Source organism: Ramlibacter sp. WS9 (assembly GCF_003797765.1).
Taxonomy (GTDB): domain Bacteria; phylum Pseudomonadota; class Gammaproteobacteria; order Burkholderiales; family Burkholderiaceae_C; genus Ramlibacter.
Genome location: NZ_RKMB01000043.1, coordinates 12,781 through 30,180 on the forward strand (window position 1 = coordinate 12,781; position 17,400 = coordinate 30,180).

General features: G+C 65.9%; 13 protein-coding genes. 10 read left to right on the plus strand and 3 right to left on the minus strand.

Annotation, left to right across the window (positions count from 1 at the left end; genetic code table 11):
• Positions 1 to 5: 5 nt before the first annotated feature.
• Together hflC and EEB15_RS31165 are read left to right on the plus strand one after the other, a co-directional pair.
• Complete coding sequence (hflC, locus tag EEB15_RS31160; RefSeq protein ID WP_141513882.1) at positions 6 to 911, plus strand: protease modulator HflC; 906 nt, start codon at positions 6 to 8, stop codon at positions 909 to 911.
• A gap of 11 nt (positions 912 to 922) precedes the next feature.
• A complete protein-coding gene (locus EEB15_RS31165) occupies positions 923 to 1,111 on the plus strand; it encodes a DUF2065 domain-containing protein (RefSeq protein WP_141513883.1) in 189 nt (62 codons plus the stop codon).
• On the opposite strand, the gene EEB15_RS31170 is transcribed toward EEB15_RS31165, so the two are convergent.
• Positions 1,108 to 2,163, minus strand: coding sequence for a serine hydrolase (locus tag EEB15_RS31170; RefSeq protein ID WP_141513884.1), 1,056 nt, complete (start codon positions 2,161 to 2,163; stop codon positions 1,108 to 1,110). The two genes, EEB15_RS31165 and EEB15_RS31170, sit on opposite strands and share 4 nt — an antisense overlap.
• A gap of 65 nt (positions 2,164 to 2,228) precedes the next feature.
• Here EEB15_RS31170 and EEB15_RS31175 point away from each other — a divergent pair, with 65 nt between their 5' ends.
• Genes EEB15_RS31175 through EEB15_RS31185 form a run of 3 tightly spaced genes read left to right on the plus strand, consistent with a single transcriptional unit; the run spans position 2,229 to position 5,286 of the window.
• On the plus strand, positions 2,229 to 3,389 hold the full coding sequence (locus EEB15_RS31175) for an ATP phosphoribosyltransferase regulatory subunit (RefSeq protein ID WP_141513885.1): 1,161 nt from the start codon (positions 2,229 to 2,231) through the stop codon (positions 3,387 to 3,389).
• A gap of 29 nt (positions 3,390 to 3,418) precedes the next feature.
• On the plus strand, positions 3,419 to 4,747 hold the full coding sequence (locus EEB15_RS31180; RefSeq protein WP_141513886.1) for an adenylosuccinate synthase: 1,329 nt from the start codon (positions 3,419 to 3,421) through the stop codon (positions 4,745 to 4,747).
• A 14-nt stretch (positions 4,748 to 4,761) separates the two neighbouring features.
• Positions 4,762 to 5,286: a phosphoribosyltransferase gene (locus EEB15_RS31185; protein ID WP_141513887.1), complete on the plus strand. Its 525-nt coding sequence runs from the start codon at positions 4,762 to 4,764 to the stop codon at positions 5,284 to 5,286.
• 46 nt (positions 5,287 to 5,332) lie between these two features.
• Here the strand turns inward: EEB15_RS31185 and EEB15_RS31190 are convergent, their stop codons facing one another.
• Complete coding sequence (locus tag EEB15_RS31190; RefSeq protein WP_141513888.1) at positions 5,333 to 5,620, minus strand: hypothetical protein; 288 nt, start codon at positions 5,618 to 5,620, stop codon at positions 5,333 to 5,335.
• Positions 5,621 to 5,922: 302 nt separating this feature from the next.
• On the opposite strand from EEB15_RS31190, the gene EEB15_RS31195 reads away from it, so the two are divergent.
• From EEB15_RS31195 to EEB15_RS31215, 5 genes are all read left to right on the plus strand, one after another.
• Complete coding sequence (locus EEB15_RS31195) at positions 5,923 to 6,435, plus strand: phage tail protein (RefSeq protein WP_141513889.1); 513 nt, start codon at positions 5,923 to 5,925, stop codon at positions 6,433 to 6,435.
• Positions 6,436 to 6,444: 9 nt separating this feature from the next.
• A complete protein-coding gene (locus EEB15_RS31200; protein ID WP_141513890.1) occupies positions 6,445 to 6,978 on the plus strand; it encodes a phage tail protein in 534 nt (177 codons plus the stop codon).
• 25 nt (positions 6,979 to 7,003) lie between these two features.
• Complete coding sequence (locus EEB15_RS31205; protein WP_141513891.1) at positions 7,004 to 7,507, plus strand: phage tail protein; 504 nt, start codon at positions 7,004 to 7,006, stop codon at positions 7,505 to 7,507.
• Between the two features lie 18 nt (positions 7,508 to 7,525).
• Positions 7,526 to 8,044, plus strand: coding sequence for a GNAT family N-acetyltransferase (locus EEB15_RS31210; protein ID WP_141513892.1), 519 nt, complete (start codon positions 7,526 to 7,528; stop codon positions 8,042 to 8,044).
• 79 nt (positions 8,045 to 8,123) lie between these two features.
• Entirely contained in the window at positions 8,124 to 11,072 is a 2,949-nt protein-coding gene (locus EEB15_RS31215) for a M1 family aminopeptidase (RefSeq protein WP_158290289.1), read from the plus strand.
• A gap of 113 nt (positions 11,073 to 11,185) precedes the next feature.
• Here EEB15_RS31215 and EEB15_RS33880 read toward each other — a convergent pair whose 3' ends face one another.
• The gene (locus EEB15_RS33880) at positions 11,186 to 17,359 is read right to left on the minus strand and encodes a hypothetical protein (protein ID WP_233259698.1); all 6,174 of its coding nucleotides are present in this window, start codon (positions 17,357 to 17,359) and stop codon (positions 11,186 to 11,188) included.
• Positions 17,360 to 17,400: the final 41 nt, after the last annotated feature.

Sequence of the window (17,400 nt, forward strand, 5' to 3'; positions counted from 1 at the left end):
AAAAGATGAACAGAATCGGTTTTATCGTCACGTCGGCGCTGGTTGCGTTGGCGCTGCTCAGCTCCACGCTCTTCGTCGTCGACCAGCGCCAGTTCGGCGTGGTCTACGCACTCGGCCAGATCAAGGAAGTGATCACCGAGCCCGGTCTCAACTTCAAGCTGCCGCCGCCGTTCCAGAACGTCACCTACATCGACAAGCGCCTGCTGACACTCGACAGCCCCGACCAGGAGCCGATGCTCACGGCAGAGAAGCAGCGCGTCGTCATCGACTGGTACGTGCGCTGGCGCATCACTGACCCGCTGCAGTACATCCGCAACGTCGGCCTCGACGAAGCCGCGGGCGCCAACCAGCTGAACCGCGTGGTGCGCAACGCGTTCCAGGAAGAGATCAACCGCCGCACCGTGCGCGAACTGCTCTCCGGCAAGCGCGAACAGCTGATGGCCGACGTCAAGAAGGAAGTGCTGGAAGTGGTGAAAGGCGCCAAGCCCTGGGGCGTGGACGTGGTGGACGTGCGGATCACGCGCGCCGACTATGTGGATGCCATCACCGAATCGGTCTACCGCCGTATGGAGGCCGAGCGCAAGCGCGTCGCCACCGAGCTGCGCTCCACCGGAACGGCCGAGGGCGAAAAGATTCGCGCCGATGCCGACCGCCAGCGTGAAGTGGCGGTGGCCAATGCCTACCGCGATGCGCAGAAGGTCAAGGGCGAGGGCGATGCCCAGGCCGCCGCGATCTATGCCGAATCCTTCGGGCGTGATGCGAATTTCGCGCAGTTCTACCGCAGCCTGGAGGCCTACAAGGCCAGCTTCAGCAAGAAGAGCGACGTGATGGTCGTCGACCCGTCCGGCTCCGAATTCTTCAAGGCCTTCCGCGGCAGCTCGGGCGCCGCGGCCGCGCCGGCGAAGAAGTAGGCCGCGCCGGCTTGAGCAGCGAAATTTTCTGGTCGGCGCTGGCCCTGGTGCTGGTGATCGAGGGACTGTTCCCTTTCATCTCGCCGGGCGGCTGGCGCCGCACCTTCCAGAAGCTGCTGGCGCTCGAAGACGGCCAGCTGCGGTTCTTCGGCCTGTGTAGCATCGTCATCGGGCTGGTACTGCTCTGGGCGGCTTCTTAAGGCGCCGCCTCGAGCACGCGAGCCAGCAATTCCACGAACTGCGCGCTGGTCACGTCGCGCGACGGATCGAGTTCGAAGTCCACCTTGTGCGCCACCACGATGTCGCGCACCGGGTCGACCAGGATGAACTGGCCCAGGTTGCCCGCGGCGAGGAACACCTTGCCCGGAAACTTCACACGGCTCGCATAACGCTCGCTCAAGCCCACCCACCACAAGTAGCCGTAGCCGCTGCCCGGGCCGGTGCTCGAATGCAGTTGTGTGCTTTCGTCGACCCACGCGCGTGACACGATCTGGCGGTCGTTCCACCGTCCGCCGCGGGACATCAGCAAACCGACGCGGGCCATGTCGCGCACGGACAGCCGCATCACGTACGCAGGATGCACCGAAGCGTCTTCGCGGCTGAAGCGAACGTCCCGGTCGAAGTTGAAGTCCTGCATCTGCAGCGGTCCGGCGAGGTCGTCGCGCAGCGACTCGAAAACCGTCTTGCCGGTGGTCTGCCGGAAGATGGTCCCCAGCGCGTTGAAGTCCCAGTTGTTGTAGTAAAAAAACTCGCCGGGCTTGCGGCTTCCACGTGCGGGACGGGCGGCTTTCATCGCCGCGGTTTCATGGCCCGCCGGATGGTAGACACCCGAGCGCGCCTGCATCAGCTGGCGCACCGTTGCCTGCTTCTCGGTTTCGGTCAGCGGTTCCTTGTCGTCGATGCCCAGCTGCGCAAGCGTCTTGTCCATCGGGAAGGCTTCGCGGTCCGCGTAGATGCCGGCCAGGATGTCCAGCACGCTCTTGCGCACCGACGCGACGTCGGATGGTTTCGATGCGGAGCCGGACTCGTAGACGACGACGCCCTTGTGGACGAGCATCCAGGCATCGGTCTTGAGGTTCGCGCGGGCGTAGTCGTCGGCTGCCTTGAGCTTCGCGGCGGACCAACCGGCCGCTTCGGGCGTGGGTGCCTTCTGCCACGCAGCCGCCGGGTAGACCTGCGCGTGAATGGCGCAAGATGCCACGCAAAGCAGAGCAAGCGCGAGGCGCGCCCAGTGGCGGATGGTCCTGTGCATGGCGGATCTCCTGGGGCCCTTGGCCGGGCCTGTAAAATACCGTTTTTAACAGCCTCCCAAAATCCATGTCCGCCTGGGTCCTGCCGGATCACATCGCCGATGTATTGCCTTCCGAGGCCCGGCACATCGAAGAACTCCGACGCGAACTGCTGGACACCGCGCGCGGCTACGGCTATGAGCTCGTCATGCCGCCGCTGCTGGAGCACCTGGAGTCGCTCCTCACAGGCACCGGCGAAGCGCTGGACCTGCAGACCTTCAAGCTCGTCGACCAGCTGTCCGGCCGCATGATGGGCCTGCGCGCCGACACCACGCCCCAGGTCGCCCGCATCGACGCGCACCTGCTCAACCGCCAGGGCGTGACGCGCCTGTGCTACTGCGGCCCCGTGCTGCACACCCGCCCCGACCGCCCGCACGCCACGCGTGAGCCGCTGCAGTTCGGCGCCGAGATCTACGGCCACGCCGGGCTCGAAGCCGACCTGGAAGCGCTGGTGCTGGCGCTCGACTGCCTCAAGGCAACGCAGGTGGGCAACCTCACGGTGGACATGGCCGACGCGCGGATCGTGCGTTCGCTGCTGGCCGATGTGCCGGTCGACGCACAAGCGCTTGGCCGGGTGCACGCCGCGCTTGCCGCCAAGGACGCGAGCGGGCTCGCGTCGCTGACGAAGAACTTCCCCTCCGCCGCCCGCGAGGGCCTGCTGGCGCTTGTCGGCCTCTATGGCGACGAGAAAGTGCTGGCCGAGGCGGAGAAGGCGCTGCCGCCCAGCGCCGCCTTGCGCGAGGCGCTGGCCAACCTGAAGTGGCTGGCCGGCCATCTGCAGGGCGCCCGCGTCAGCTTCGACCTGGCAGACCTGCGCGGCTATGCCTATTACAGCGGCGCCCGCTTCTCCATCTTCACGCCCGGCGCCAGCGACGCGCTCGTGCGCGGCGGACGCTACGACGAGGTCGGCGCGGTGTTCGGCCGCAACCGGCCTGCCGTGGGCTTCAGCCTCGACGTCAAGGAACTGGTGGCCGTAGTCGCCAAGCGGCCTTTGAAGGCCGCCATCCGCGCGCCCTGGCTGGACAGCGGCGCGGGCGCGGCCGAACTGCGTGCCGCCATCGCCGCCCTGCGAGGGAACGGCGAAACCGTGGTCTGCGTACTGCCAGGCCACGAAAGCGAAGTGGACGAATTCCACTGCGACCGCGAACTCGCGTCCATCGGCGGCCAATGGGTCGTCAAGGCCGTCTAGATTTTTCAATTCCTCTCGAAAGCGCTGTGATGACGAAGACAAAGGGCCGCAATGTGGTCGTGGTCGGCACCCAATGGGGTGACGAGGGCAAGGGCAAGCTGGTCGACTGGCTGACCGAGATGGCGCAGGGCGTGGTGCGCTTCCAGGGCGGCCACAACGCCGGCCACACGCTGGTGATCAACGGCGTCAAGACGGCGCTGCACCTCATCCCCAGCGGCATCATGCGCCCAGGCGTCAAGTGCTACATCGGCAACGGCGTCGTGCTGTCGGCCGCCAAGCTGTTCGAGGAAATCGAAGGGCTCGAGAAGGCCGGCGTGGAAGTGCGCTCGCGCCTTCGCATCAGCGAAGCCTGCCCGCTCATCCTGCCGTTCCATTCGGCGCTGGACATCGCGCGCGAAACGCTGCGAGAGCAGGGCGGCGACGAGAAGATCGGCACCACCGGCCGCGGCATCGGCCCGTCATACGAAGACAAGATCGCGCGCCGTGCGTTGCGCGTGCAGGACCTGAAGCATCCGCAGCGCTTCGGCGAGAAGCTCAAGGTGGTGCTGGACCTGCACAACTTCGTTCTGACCAAGTACCTCAACGCGCCGGCTGTGGACTACCAGGCGGTCTTCGACGAAGCCATGAAGCACGCCGAACTGCTCAAGCCGATGATGGCCGACGTGTCGCGCGAGCTGAACGAGGCGCACATCCACGGCGACAACCTGCTGTTCGAGGGCGCGCAGGGCACGCTGCTGGACGTGGACCACGGCACCTACCCGTACGTCACGTCGAGCAACTGCGTGGCGGGCAACGCCTCGGCGGGCGCCGGCGTGGGCCCGGGCATGCTGCACTACATCCTGGGCATCACCAAGGCCTACTGCACGCGCGTGGGCGGCGGGCCGTTTCCCACGGAGCTGGACTGGGCGACGCCGGGCACCGTGGGCTACCACCTGTCGACGGTCGGTGCCGAAAAGGGCGTCACCACCGGGCGCAGCCGCCGTTGCGGCTGGTTCGATGCCGCGTTGCTCAAACGCAGCGCACAGGTCAATGGCCTGTCGGGTTTGTGCATCACCAAGCTCGACGTGCTGGATGGCATCAAGGAGTTGCTGCTGTGCACCGGCTACGAACTGGACGGCGAGCACACCGACATCCTGCCCCTGGGCGCCGACGAAATCTCACGCTGCAAGCCGGTCTACGAGACCATGGAAGGCTGGACCGAGAGCACCGTGGGCGTGACGCAATACGAGAAGCTGCCTGTCAATGCGCGTTTGTACCTGCAGCGAATCGAGCAGGTCACCGGCGTTCCCATCGATATGATCTCGACCAGTCCCGACCGCGATCACACGATCATGATGCGGCACCCGTACCTCGCTTGAGCAGGAGCAGTTCGATGTTGACCGAAGACGGCAAGCACCTCTACGTAAGCTACGACGAGTACCACAACCTCACCGAAAAGCTGGCGATCAAGGTCCACCAGTCGGACTGGCAGTTCGACACCATTCTGTGCCTGGCACGCGGCGGCATGCGGCCCGGCGACATCCTTTCGCGCATCTTCGACAAACCGCTGGCCATCATGTCCACCAGCTCCTACCGGGCCGAGGCAGGCACCGTGCAAGGCCACCTGGACATCGCGCACTACATCACCACCCCCAAGGGCGAGATTGCAGGGCGCGTGCTGCTGGTCGATGACCTGGCCGATTCGGGCCATACGCTGCATGCGGTCATCGAGATGCTCAAGAACAACTACAAGCTGATCACCGAGCTGCGCAGCGCGGTGATCTGGACCAAGGGGCTGTCGAAATTCACACCGGACTACTCGGTTGAGTTCCTGCCGACCAACCCCTGGATCCACCAGCCCTTCGAAGCCTACGACAGCATGGGGCCCGAGAAGCTGCTGGAGAAGTGGAAGATCTAAGCCGGTCAGCCGCCACTGTTCAAACCGCGCCCGCGCGCCAGGCCCCTCAGTTGAAGATCAGTTCGTAACGCGTGTACTCGGCATCGCGGCTGATCGGGACAATGAACAGGTCATGCCGGCCATGCCGTGCGTGCAGCAACCCATAAATTCCCTGCGGCAGGACGGGCGAAGGCGGCCCCCCCAGAACCACCACGAACGGCGATTGACGCGGCGAGATCGGCGGCAGGTCGCGCGTCTCGAGTACTTGCAATTTGAGCTGCTGGCCCTCGTGCTCGACACTGAGGTCGTCGGGCGACAAATCGAGAAAGTCTTGGCGGGTGAGTTGTTCAATCATTGTAGAAACGGGGTGGTTACAGCTAACTTGCGTTGGGTGTTTTTTGCATTGCCGCAATCATGAGAATAGTACATGCACGCAATTCACCGCCGCACCTTCGTGCTGACTGGCAACCACCGTGTGCGGGTTCAGCAGCCTCCGCATCTGCGTAAAAAAAATAGCTCGGCCATACTTGCTAAACGCAAAAAGGCGTGAAATACTTCGCGAAAGCAACAAGACGTGACTGCTAAAAGCAACACGACGAGAGTTCGTCTCGGTCCAGCCGCACCTTGGTGGTAAGGCGCTTTATAGGAGGAAATCAGATGGCACAACCCTTTGTGGGTGAGATTCGCATGTTCGGGGGCAACTTCGCGCCCAACGGCTGGATGTTTTGCGAGGGGCAGCCTCTGCCCATCTCGGAAAACGAGGTTCTCTTCCAACTGATAGGCACTACCTACGGCGGCGATGGGGAAGAGACTTTTAACCTGCCTAACCTGGCAAGCCGGCTGCCGCTGCACGCGGGCACGTTCCAGGGCACCACTTACCAAATTGGCGAGATGGCGGGCTCTGAGGACGTCACGCTCACCGTGCAGCAGATTCCGATCCACTCCCACCCTCTGATGGGTTCATCAGACCCGGCCAGCGTGCGAGTCCTCACCGATGCCGTCATGGGTCGAACGCCAGCCATCGCCTACGCGGCGGAATTTACGCCTGAGGCTCTCGCACCGCAGAGCGTGAGCCCGATCGGAGGCAGCCAGCCCCACACCAACGTTCAGCCGTTTCTCTGCATCAACTTCATCATTTCGCTGTTCGGGGTCTTCCCGTCACAGACCTAGGAGCACAGCGTGTCTGATCAATTTGTCGCGGAAATCCGCATTTTCCCCTTCAATTTCCCGCCCACAGGCTGGGCCTTCTGCAATGGGCAGCTGATGCCCATTTCGCAAAACACCGCGCTGTTTTCCTTGCTGGGAACCGTCTACGGCGGCGACGGCAAGAGCACGTTCGCCCTTCCCGACATGCAGGGAAGCGCCCCGATGCAGCCTGGCCAAGGCCAGGGGCTGTCGCTGCGCGACCTGGGCGAGATGAGCGGCACCCAGTCCGTCACGCTGCTGCAGTCCGAAATACCGGTCCATACCCATACATTGAGTACGAGCGTGCGGCCCGCCGAGACGATCAACCCCGCCGGTGTGGCATTGGGCACCGGCAACAACCTTTATGCGCCCGTGAACGCACCATCGCCACCGCCGCCGGCGCCGACGAACGCGGCGTTCCAGGCATTGAGCCCGGCCGGCGGGGGCTTGCCGCACAACAACATGCAGCCCTACCTGACCTTGAATTTCTGCATCGCGCTTCAGGGTATCTTCCCCCAGCGTCCCTGAAACCAGCCGAAATTAAGGGAACACCATGTCAGAACCATTCCTCTCCGAAATCAAGCTCATGAGCTTCAACTTCGCCCCCAAAGGGTGGGCGCAGTGCAATGGGCAGTTCCTCCCCATCAACCAGAACCAGGCGCTTTTCGCGCTGTTGGGTACGACCTACGGTGGCAACGGGCAGACGACCTTCGCCCTGCCTGACCTGCGCGGCAAAGTGCCTCTCCATTTTGGCGGTGGGTTCGTCCTGGGCCAGACTGGGGGCCAAACGGCGCACACCGTGACCATCTCGGAAATGCCGCAGCACATCCACATGCTTGTTGGCACCTCCAACCCGTCGTCCGTCGATACGCCAGCCGCCGACCTCCAACTCGCCCAGTCATCCATTGATGTCTATCGGCCGGTCACCAACCTCGTGGCGATGGAAGCGGGCTCTGTCAGTAATGTGGGCGGCAGCCAGCCGCATAACAACATGCAGCCGTACCTCACACTGATGTTCTGCATCGCGCTGCAAGGGATCTTCCCGAGCCAGAACTAGAGGCGGGCCGCTGCGCGTATGTGTCCCTATGCGCAGTACCTGCCGCCCGGGCTTGCCTTGCGCCCGCGCACCGACGCGGACCTGGCATTCCTCAGTGACCTGTACGCGTCGACACGCGCCGAGGAATTGGCGCCTGTCCCGTGGAGCCCCGAGCAGAAGCGCGCCTTCCTGGACGACCAGTTCGGGAAGCAGCACGCCCACTATCTGGAGCATTACCCGAACGCGCAGTGGTACGTGATCGAGCACGCGGGCGCGCCGGTGGGGCGCTTTTATGTCTCGCGCATGGCCACCGAAATGCGGCTCATGGATGTTTCCCTGGTTGCGCAGTGGCGCGGGCGCGGCGTGGGCAGCGCGTTGTTGCATGCGCTGGTGGACGAGGCCGATGCGGCCGGGCTCGCACTGACTCTGCATGTCGAGCCCTACAACCCCGCCTTGCGGCTTTATGGCCGCTGGGGATTTGAAAAAATCGAATCCCGCGGCGCCTACCTCTACATGGAGCGTGCGCCGGGCGCGGCGCGGCCGCCCACCACGAAATAGTGCGGTGGGGCGTTAAGGATTGACCGGCCCGCCGAGTTTCAATCGGCGGGCCTTACCATGCGCACAACGGATTTCGCGCGTGATCATTCCTCTTCACTATTCCCTGCTGCTCGACGCCGACGCCCAGGCGCACACCTTCTCTGGCGAAGTGGCGATCACGTTGGCGCTCTCCGAAGCGGCAGCGGAAGTTCGCCTCGATTGCGTGGAACTGGAGATCGATGGCGCCACGATTGACGGAAGCTCCGTCCCCTGGCGTATCGAGCCCGGCCTGCTCGTCCTCACACCACAGGCACCGCTGCGGCCCGGCCAGGCGATTGCCGAGATCCGGTTCCGCGGCCGGCTGGGCCGGGTACCGCGCGGCTTGTACCAGGGCGATGGATTTGTGGCCACGCACATGCAGCCGATGCATGCGCGCCGCGTCTTTCCGTGCTTCGACGATCCACGGTATCGCGCCGTCTTCGACCTCACAGCCCGGGTTCCTGCCGGGAAGACGGCGATTTCCAACGCGGAGATCCTGCACGAGGAGCCTGGCACTCCAAAGCACACCATCACCTTCGCGGCTTCGCCGGCCATCCCCACTTACCTGCTGGCATTGGCGATCGGTCCGTTCGAACGGCTGCCGGATGCCACCCGGCGTCCGCCGCTTGCCGTGCATGCTTTGCGTGCCCCGGAGAGCTGCGCGCTGGCCCTGCGCATTGCGCGCCAGGCCCTGGATTTCTACGGCGAGTGGCTGGCTCGCCCACTTCCGTTGCGCAAGCTCGACCTCGTCGTCCTGCCGCGAAGCGGCGTTGCCGGCATGGAGAACACCGGCGCGATCTTCCTGCGGGAAAGCGCCGTGATGGTCGCAGAGGACGCAGCGCCGCAAGCCTGCCGCGAGGCAGCCAACCTGGTCGCGCACGAGGTCGCGCACCACTGGTTCGGCGGCCTGGTGACCCCGGGAAGCTGGAATCACTTATGGCTCAACGAAGGCTTCGCCACCTGGATGGCCCCCAAGGCACTGGCGGTGATCGCGCCTGAGTTGACGCGCGATGAGGAAGAAGTGCGCGCCATCCGCGAAGCGCTGCATGGCGACGTCGGGCCTGGTGCACGCGCGCTGGAAGCGAACGCCGAGTCCGCAGCCGAAGTCGAGGAACTGTTCGACGCCACGGCCTACCGCAAGGGCGCGGCATTGCTGCGGATGCTGGAGGCGTGGCTGGGCGAGCCGGCGTTGCAGCAGGGCTTGCGCGCTTTTCTCGATCGTCACGCGAACGGCACGGTGACTTCCGAAGACCTGTGGCTCGCGCTGGAGCAAGCCTGCGACGAGCCAGTCGGTGCCGTGGCACGGCCTTTCCTGACGCGCATCGGCGCACCGCACCTGGCCGTCCGCTGGGCCGGCACGACCCTCGAAGTGACGCAGGTCGGCGACGAGCTTTCCACCATTCCCGTTCGCCTGCGCGTCGCCCTCGAAGACGGCAGTGAGCAGGTCGTCAGCCTGTTGCTGGAAGGCCCGCCGGGGAGGGCCGTGTTGCCGTCTCCCATTCGCTGGGCCTTCGGTGACGCCGGGGCCGTTGGCTACTACCGCTGCAGTTATCCCGGCGGGCGGGCGCCGGTGGCCGGGCTGTCGCCTTCCGAGGCCGTCGTGCTGGTCGAAGATGCGTGGCTCGCGCTCTGGGCCGGCGAAGCCGATCTGCCGGGGTATCTGTCGTTGGCGGGCGAGGCCCTGACCGCCCGCTCCGCGATCCCCTCCTTGCGAAACCATCTTGAGGAACTGCGGGACCTGCTGGCGAACGGTGCGCGCGCGCCACTGTTCGACAACTGGGTCACCGCACTGGCCGCCGGTGTGGATGAACAGATCCGCGCTTCCTCGCCCAAGGCGGACGACGCGGCGTTGTTTGCACTGCTCGAAGATCCAAAGTCAGACGAGTCCGCCGCCATGGCGGCCGTGGAAGCGCTGCTCGCCAACCCGGCGACACGCGGCGCCTGCTGGTCCCTGCTCAAGGATCGTTGGGACGAACTGGGGTCCCGGCTGGTGGGACTCGGGGGCCGCGGCGCCATCGCCGGGTTGGCCGCCTTTGCGGATCCCGCAGTGGCCGCCGACATCGCGGCGTTCTTCGCCGGCCGCGACCTGCGCGGCGCCGAACGCATGCTGCGCGCATCGCTGGACCGGATCGCCGGCCGCGCGCGATTTCGCGAGGGCCACCAAGCCGCGATGGACGCCTTCTTGCTGCGGCAATCCGCGCCTGCCGGCCCGCCGCCCCAACGCTTGCGCGCCGAACATGCGTTGCTGGCCGGCATGGCCGCCGGCTTTCGCGGCGCGCTATTGCAACGCAGCCTGTTCGACCGCTTCGACCTGCCGGCGCCGCCGTGGATGCACACCCCGGAAAATCTGCGCGGCGCCCTGGGGTCCGCGGAGCGGCAACTGGCCTTGCTCCATCGGGGCGCACCGGTGGCCTCCCGGGGCGACATCGACCTTGCACAGCGGCTGCGTGAGGACTTGCTGGCCGCTGCGCGGCAGCTGGAGTTGCTCGTGCGACGGCTTGCCGACGACGCGAGACGTGCATCGTTCCTCACGGTCGCAGCCGGGTTCGCCCGCGCCACCGCCATGATCGACCGCGAGTTGGAGGCGGCACTCGTCTTCGCCGCGCTGTTCGACCCGGAGTCTGCGGACGGCCTGCGCAGAGCAGGCGCCGAAGCTCGCTCGGCCTTGCGCCCGGCCCGCGGCTGGATCGCGGAGCCGGCTGCGGGCGTGCCCACCCGCGAGCAACGGCTTGCGCTGCAAAACGACGCGGTGCTGGCGCCCGGTCTGCTGCGCCGGCATGCCGACCGCATCCAGGCCCAATTGGCAGCCATGGGCAGCGGCAAGCCGCCCGGCCCGCTGGCGGCGTGGGGCGCCTTCGGCTTCGACGGCAGCGCCTCGAAAGCCTGGCGTGCCGCGGGTTTCGAAGACCCGGAGATCGCCGCGGGTTGGCGGCTCCGGTCCTTCGATCCGCAGACCGCGCGGCGCCACGCCGATCAGGGCGCCGATCCCGCCGCGCTGCGCGCGCTCTGATACCCGGGAGTCTCTGGAACCAGCCGAACGGCAGGTGCGTGAAAGCAAGAAAAAAGGGGCCTCGCGGCCCCTTTTAGTTGCATGCGCTGCGGCAAGGTGCCGCAGGTCTCACGTCATGCGCCGCCCCATCCGGCTTCCATCTGCGGCACCCCGACCACCTCCACCGACGCCTCTGGCGCGTGGCGTTGGCCGATATCCAGATAGCCATGCATCACGTCCGCGGAGCCGGCGTAGTGGTCATCTATGCCCAGTACGTGACCGAGCTCGTGCGTGAGCACCGTGAGCAGGTCCATCTGATCAGCGGCAGCGGGGAAAATGCCTGAATAGACGCCGTATTCTTCGTCGCCCATAGGGGTGGCATCGACGAACCAGCCCCAGCCGGCGGCATTGCTGTCGACCACCACCACGTTCCCTGCGGCCACGCCAAGCACCGAGCCCTTGAGGTCCGCCACCCCAAACGTGACCGACTGCAGCAGCGCGAGTTGGTCATCGCCGATGCCGGCAGCCACCCACCGGGCGATCGCGGCCTCGGCCATGACCTGCAAGTCCGCCGATGCCAGCGTGCCGGCGCCGCTGGATTCAACTTCGCCTTGCAGCGCCAGCAGCGGCAGCGAAGGTAGCGTGGGCGTGGTTGGCGCAGCACCGCCGAACGTGGGCGCACCGGACACGTTCACGGTGGCGCTGTTGTTGGCTGTTGTGACAGCACCGGAACTCGCCTGCTGGACAGTCACCGTGGAGGAGCCGGCCTCCGTGATGCCGATCGTGCCAGTGGCCCCGCCGGCCACTATGTTGCCTGAGAAGCTGAGGTTCAGGTTGCCGCCCGGATCGGCACCGATGGTACCGGCCGCGCCGTTCAGCTCCATGTGGGTCGTGAAGGTATCCGTGATGTCGTTATTGGTAAACGTGGCGTTCAACGTCCCGGTACCGCTGGCCCGCGCGCGGACGACTTCCAGCGTTGCGTTAGCGTCGATCACGTTGTTCGTGACCAGCGCGTCCATCGACCCGCCGAAGCTCGCCGCCAGGAAAACCGCTTGGTTCGAACCGTTGCCGCTGGTCCAGAGTGCGCCGGCCTGCCCGATGTCGTTGTTCTGGATCGTGACGTCGACGTTCCCGGTGAAGGCACCGTTGACGTTTGAAAAGACACTGATCGCGGCTTTGGAGGTGGAGCCCAGCCCATCGATCGTGTTGTTGTCGATCAACAGCTCGGTGTGCCCGCCGTCAACAAACGCCGTGATGCCCTGGCCGCCGATGATGGTGTCGAAGTCGTTGTTTCGAATCGTGATGTCCGCATCCGCCGTCGAGCCGCTCGTGATACCGACCGCGCCGAGGGTCACCACGTTGTTCAGGATACCGTTGAACGTGTTGCCGTCGATGTCGGCGAAGAAATTGACATCGCCGAACGGATCCATCTGCACGCCGCCATTTCCAGATGCGACAGCGCTGAGGAAATCGGAGTTCGAGACCGTGAGGCGCACCGCGCCGGTCGCGCCGGTAATGCCCTGAATGTCCAGCGCGTCGCCGAACATGCCGGTGAACGTCGAGCCTGTCACCGTCAGCGTCATGTTGCTGGTGCCCTGCGCCTCCATCAGGATGCCGTCGTTCCCGTCGATCCCATTCGAGAAGGTCGAGTCGGTGATCGTCATCGTCGATACCGCGCTGACGCCGTTGTTGACGAAGTGCAGCCCATCCTCGTTGTTGCCGACGCCGAAGCCGTCGATCGTCACGTTGGTCAACGAGCTGGTGCCTCGCAGATCGGTCGCCAGGATTCCGTGTTCCGCCGGATTGCTGATGTTCACCTGCGTCAGATTCAGATCCTGCGTATTGGTCGCGATGATCGCCGAGCCCGTGGAATTCTGAATCGTCCCTCCCGAGTTGGCCCCGCCGTTGCCGGAAACCGTGAGGCCGCCCGAACTGCCGGTGGCATTCAACACAATGCCGTTGACTGCGCCGCTCGAGGCGATCGACACGAAGTTGAGGTCACTTGCGCCGATCGTCGTGCTCACGACGTTCAACGCCGTGCCAGACCCCGATGCGATGGTGTTGCCCGAGCCCTGCACGGAAACCGTGCCGCCGCCGGTGGCCGTGAAGCCGGCGCCCGACGTCGTCGTGATGTCGAGGCCGTTGCCGCCGGCGTTGAAATTCACCGTCGCGCCGGTGTTGTTGGCCAGGTTCACGCCAGTCGCCGTGCCGGCGACCAGCGCGACTTGCCCGGTGATATTGATGGTGCCGCCCGTGTTGCTGTTGATGTCGATGCCGCTGACGGTGCCGCTTTGCGTGCCGGAGATCGTCACCGTGCCGCCGGTACGCCCCGTGATCTCCAGCAAATCGTTCCCCGCCGCCTTCGTCGAGCTCGCGGCGATCGTGATGGTGCCGTTGCCTCCGCTGATGTCGACGCTGTTGAGTGTCGCGTCGTTGCTGACGCCGATGGAGCCTCCGTTGACGCTCACCGCGTTCGTATTGCCGGTAATGCTGATGCCGTTGCCGAGCATGCCGTCCAGATTGACGGAGCTGAAGGTCACGGCTCCGTTCGCGCCATTCAAGTTGATGGCGTCGGCGCCCGTGTCGTCGATGGTCGTCGTGCCGAACGTGAACGTCGCGGCCGACCCGCCGGTGATGGCAAGGCCGTCGCTCGACGCGCCGCTGGTGCCGAGTACGCCGACCGTGCCGCCGCTGAACGTGCCGGCGCCATCCACGTTGTTGAACGAAATCGCATCGGCCGCCACCGTTCCCGTGGCCGTGAGGCTCGAAAAGGTGATCCCGGAACCGCCGACGCTCACGCCGTCCATGTTCACGACCGCACCGGTGGTGCTGGTCACCGAGTTACTCGCGCCCGTCACGTTGATGGTGCCCCCGCCGGTGGCGACAATGCCCGTGCCCGACGTGGTGTCGATGTCGAGCCCGCCGCCGGTGAAGTTGATCGTGGCCCCGGTGTTGTCGGTCAGGCTCACCGCGCTGAGTGATCCGCTGTTGAGCGTGCTGCTGGCGCCGGAGAACGTGATCGCGCCCGCAGCGTTGTCGTCCACAAGGATGGCGGTGCCGGAGCCGGTGTGCGTGAGCACACCCGACAGCGTGACGCTGTTGGCACCGGCAGCTCGGTCCTGGATGGAGACCACATTGACCGCGCCGGCGGCGGAAATCGTCCCGCCGTAGCTGATCGCAGCCGTACCGCCGGTGTTGGCGCCACCCAGGCCGTCGCCCACCACGAAGGCGGCGCCGGAGGAGCCGGCGATGGCGCCACCGGTGGCCGTGAAGGTGCCTGTCAGCGCCGTCGCCGCACCCCCCAGCTGAATACCATTCACTACGGAGGCGGACGAGGACACCGTGCCGAGGCTCACATTGAGCGCGCCCCCCTCGTCGATGTCGACGGCCTGGCCGAGGCCGGTGATGTTCATGTTGCTGATCGCGAGGGCACCCACCGTTCCGTTGCTGTCGGCGATACCGAAAGCGGAAGCCACGGCCGTTGTCACGTTGATGCCGCTGATGGTGTTGCCGCTCGCCAGCGCGATTCCCGAGTCGGAAGCGACGTTCACGTCGATCGTCGGCCGCGCGCCGCCGCCGGCTTCCACGACGATGGGCGCGCCGCCGAAAGGATTGGCGAACGACAGCGGCTGGTCCGCGCCCAGCAGGGTCTGGCCGGGTTCGAGGTTGATGCCCGCGCCGGTGTAGGTGCCCGACTGGACGTAGATGTAATCGTTGGGACCGGGGCCGCCCGCAAGCGCAGCCGCGGTGTTGAAGTCGCCGACCGAAGTGAAGGGATTGTTCTGCGAACCCACCGGGCCGCTCGGGCTGCCCGGGGGGGTGCTGTCGATGAACCAGACCTGCGGCAGAACGCCGACTTGCAATACGTCGATATCGGCCTCGGTGGTGCCGGTGCCGGACAGGCCCGGGTCCTGCCCGGTGTTGCCGGCGTCGTTGGTCGTCATCGTCACGGTGGAGGGCGTCACCGGCGTGGTGAAGCCGTCGGCCGACTTGTACGAAACGTTGGTGCCGGCCAGGGTGGCGTTGATCTGGGCCACGCTGCCGGTGAGGACGACGGTGCCCGTGCCGTTGGTCGTGATCGTCGCGCCGCCGACGATGCCCGCCGTGCCGCCGCTGGCACCGTTGCCGACGGTCAGCAAAGCGCCATCGTTGGCCGCCAGCGTCGTCGTGAGGTTGGTCGCGCTGCCCGCATCCACATCGCTGATTGACAGGCCGGTGATCGGCGTTGCCGTGTTGGAGAACGCGAGCATCTGCGTCGGGCTCATCGTGTTGACCGGCGCGTCGTTGACGGCCGTGACATTGACCGTTCCGGTGACCGCGACCGACGACTCCGGGGTAGGCGTGCCGTTGTCGGTGATGCTGTAGCTGATCGTGCGGGCCGCGGTGACGGGGTTTTCGCTCGTGTTCTGGTAGGTGACCGACTCGAGCGCCGCTTCGTAGTTGGCCAGCGTGTCGGTGCCCGAGAAGGTGAGGATGCCGGTGACGGCGTTGTAGCTGCCCGTGATGTTGTCCGCGCCGCTGTCGGTGAAGGCCAGCACGTCCTGGCCGGTCGTGAAGTTCGGGGCCGCGATGGTGACGGTGGCGCCGGTGATGCTGTTGCTTTCCGCATCGGCCAGCGTCAAGGCGCTGTCGATCAGGACCGCCGGGTTGTTTTCGGTGTAACTTGCGACGTTTGCCGCGCCACCAATGGTGGGCTTGTCGTTGACGGCCGTAATGTCCACGGTGCTCGTCACCGTGTTGCTCAGGTTGTTGCTGACGCCGCCGTCGTTCACCTCGAAGCTGACCGTGCGCTGGGCGGTGTTCGGGTTGTCGCTGGTGTTCTGGTAGCCGACGCTTTGCAGGAAGGTCTGGTACTGCGCCTTGGTGGCGGTGCCGCTGGTCGTCAGGACGCCGGTGGCGGCGTTGTAGCTGCCGGTGATGCCACCGGAGTTGGTGAACGTGAGCACGTCCTGGCCCGTCACGAAGCCGCCCGAGATGGTCACGGTGGCGCCGGCGATGTTGGCGTTGTCGATATCGGCGACCGCGATGCCGCCGATGAGAACGGTGGGCGCTGCGCCTTCGGTGTAGCCGACCGCCGACGAACCCGTCAACTGGGGCGCATCGTTCACGCCGGTCACCGAGATGTTGCGCGTGACGGCAAGGCTGTTCACATCGCCATCGTTCACCACCCACTCGACGGTCTTGGTGAGCGTCGGGCTCTGGCTCGTTCCGCTGAAAGTGATGGTGCGAAGCGCCGCCTCGTAGTTGGCCACCGTGTCGACGCCGGTCAGGGTCAACGTGGAGGTGCCGGCGTTGTAGCTGCCGGTGATGTTGGCCGTGTTGACGAAGTTCAGCACGTCACCCGCCTCGAAGCCGCCCGAGATGCGGACGGTGGCGCTGTTCAGGTTGGTGTCGTCGACGTCGCTGACGGCCAGGTTGGCGTCGATGAGCGCGGCGGCGCCGTCTTCGATGTAGGACGCCGTTCCCCCGGAGACCGTGGCCACCGGTGCGTCGTTGGCCGCCGTGACGTTCACGGTAGCCGTGGCGCTGTCGACGTTGGTGCCGCCATCGCCGTCGTTGACCGTGAAGGTCACGGTGCGGGCGGCGGTGGACGGGTTGTCCGAGGTGTTGGCGAAGGTGATGTTGCGCGACAGCGCCTGCACGGCCGCCGGGGAGGCCGAGGCATTCAGGCTGATCACCAGATTGACGCCGTTGACGCCGTTGAACGTGCCGTCGATGGTGCCGATGTTGACGCCGCCGTAAGTGACGTTGGAGCCGCTCACGCCGATCTGGCCGGCGGCGACACCTTCATTGCGCACAGCCAGCTGGTCGGCCGCGGTTCCGTTGGCGGTGAAACCCACGGTGAGCGAGCCGCCGCCGAAGTCGGTGGAGTCGATGTCGGTGACCGTCGTCGCGCCCGCGATCACGGCCGCGACGCCGTTCTCGGTGTATCCCAGCACGGCCGCGGCCGTGTCGATATCCGGCGCGTCGTTGACGTTGGTGATGTTGACGGTGGCCGTGGTCGAACCGGTGTCGGTGCCGCCGTCACCGTCGACGACGGTGTACGTCACCGTGCGCGGCAGCGCCGACGGGTTCTGGGACGTATTCGCGAACGTGATGGCGCGCGTCAGCGCCTGCACGGCTGCGAGCGTTGCGTCGGCGTCGAACGTGATGACCAGGTCGGTACCGTTGGTGCCACCCGTGAAGGTGCCGAACGTGACGCCGGCAAAGGTGACGTTGGCCCCGCTCACGCCGATCTGGCCGGCGCCCACGCCGTCGTTGCTGATGGCCAGCTGGTCGGACGCCGTGCCGTTGGCGGTGAGGCTCACCGTGAGGGTGCCGGTGTCGAAGTTGGCGGAGTCGGGGTCCG

Coding starts and splice junctions, on each gene's coding strand:
- hflC (WP_141513882.1), top strand. CDS start 6: ATGAACAGAATCGGTTTTATCGTCACGTCGGCGCTGGTTGCGTTGGCG.
- EEB15_RS31170 (WP_141513884.1), bottom strand. CDS start 2,163: ATGCACAGGACCATCCGCCACTGGGCGCGCCTCGCGCTTGCTCTGCTT.
- EEB15_RS31175 (WP_141513885.1), top strand. CDS start 2,229: ATGTCCGCCTGGGTCCTGCCGGATCACATCGCCGATGTATTGCCTTCC.
- EEB15_RS31180 (WP_141513886.1), top strand. CDS start 3,419: ATGACGAAGACAAAGGGCCGCAATGTGGTCGTGGTCGGCACCCAATGG.
- EEB15_RS31185 (WP_141513887.1), top strand. CDS start 4,762: ATGTTGACCGAAGACGGCAAGCACCTCTACGTAAGCTACGACGAGTAC.
- EEB15_RS31190 (WP_141513888.1), bottom strand. CDS start 5,620: ATGATTGAACAACTCACCCGCCAAGACTTTCTCGATTTGTCGCCCGAC.
- EEB15_RS31195 (WP_141513889.1), top strand. CDS start 5,923: ATGGCACAACCCTTTGTGGGTGAGATTCGCATGTTCGGGGGCAACTTC.
- EEB15_RS31205 (WP_141513891.1), top strand. CDS start 7,004: ATGTCAGAACCATTCCTCTCCGAAATCAAGCTCATGAGCTTCAACTTC.
- EEB15_RS31210 (WP_141513892.1), top strand. CDS start 7,526: ATGTGTCCCTATGCGCAGTACCTGCCGCCCGGGCTTGCCTTGCGCCCG.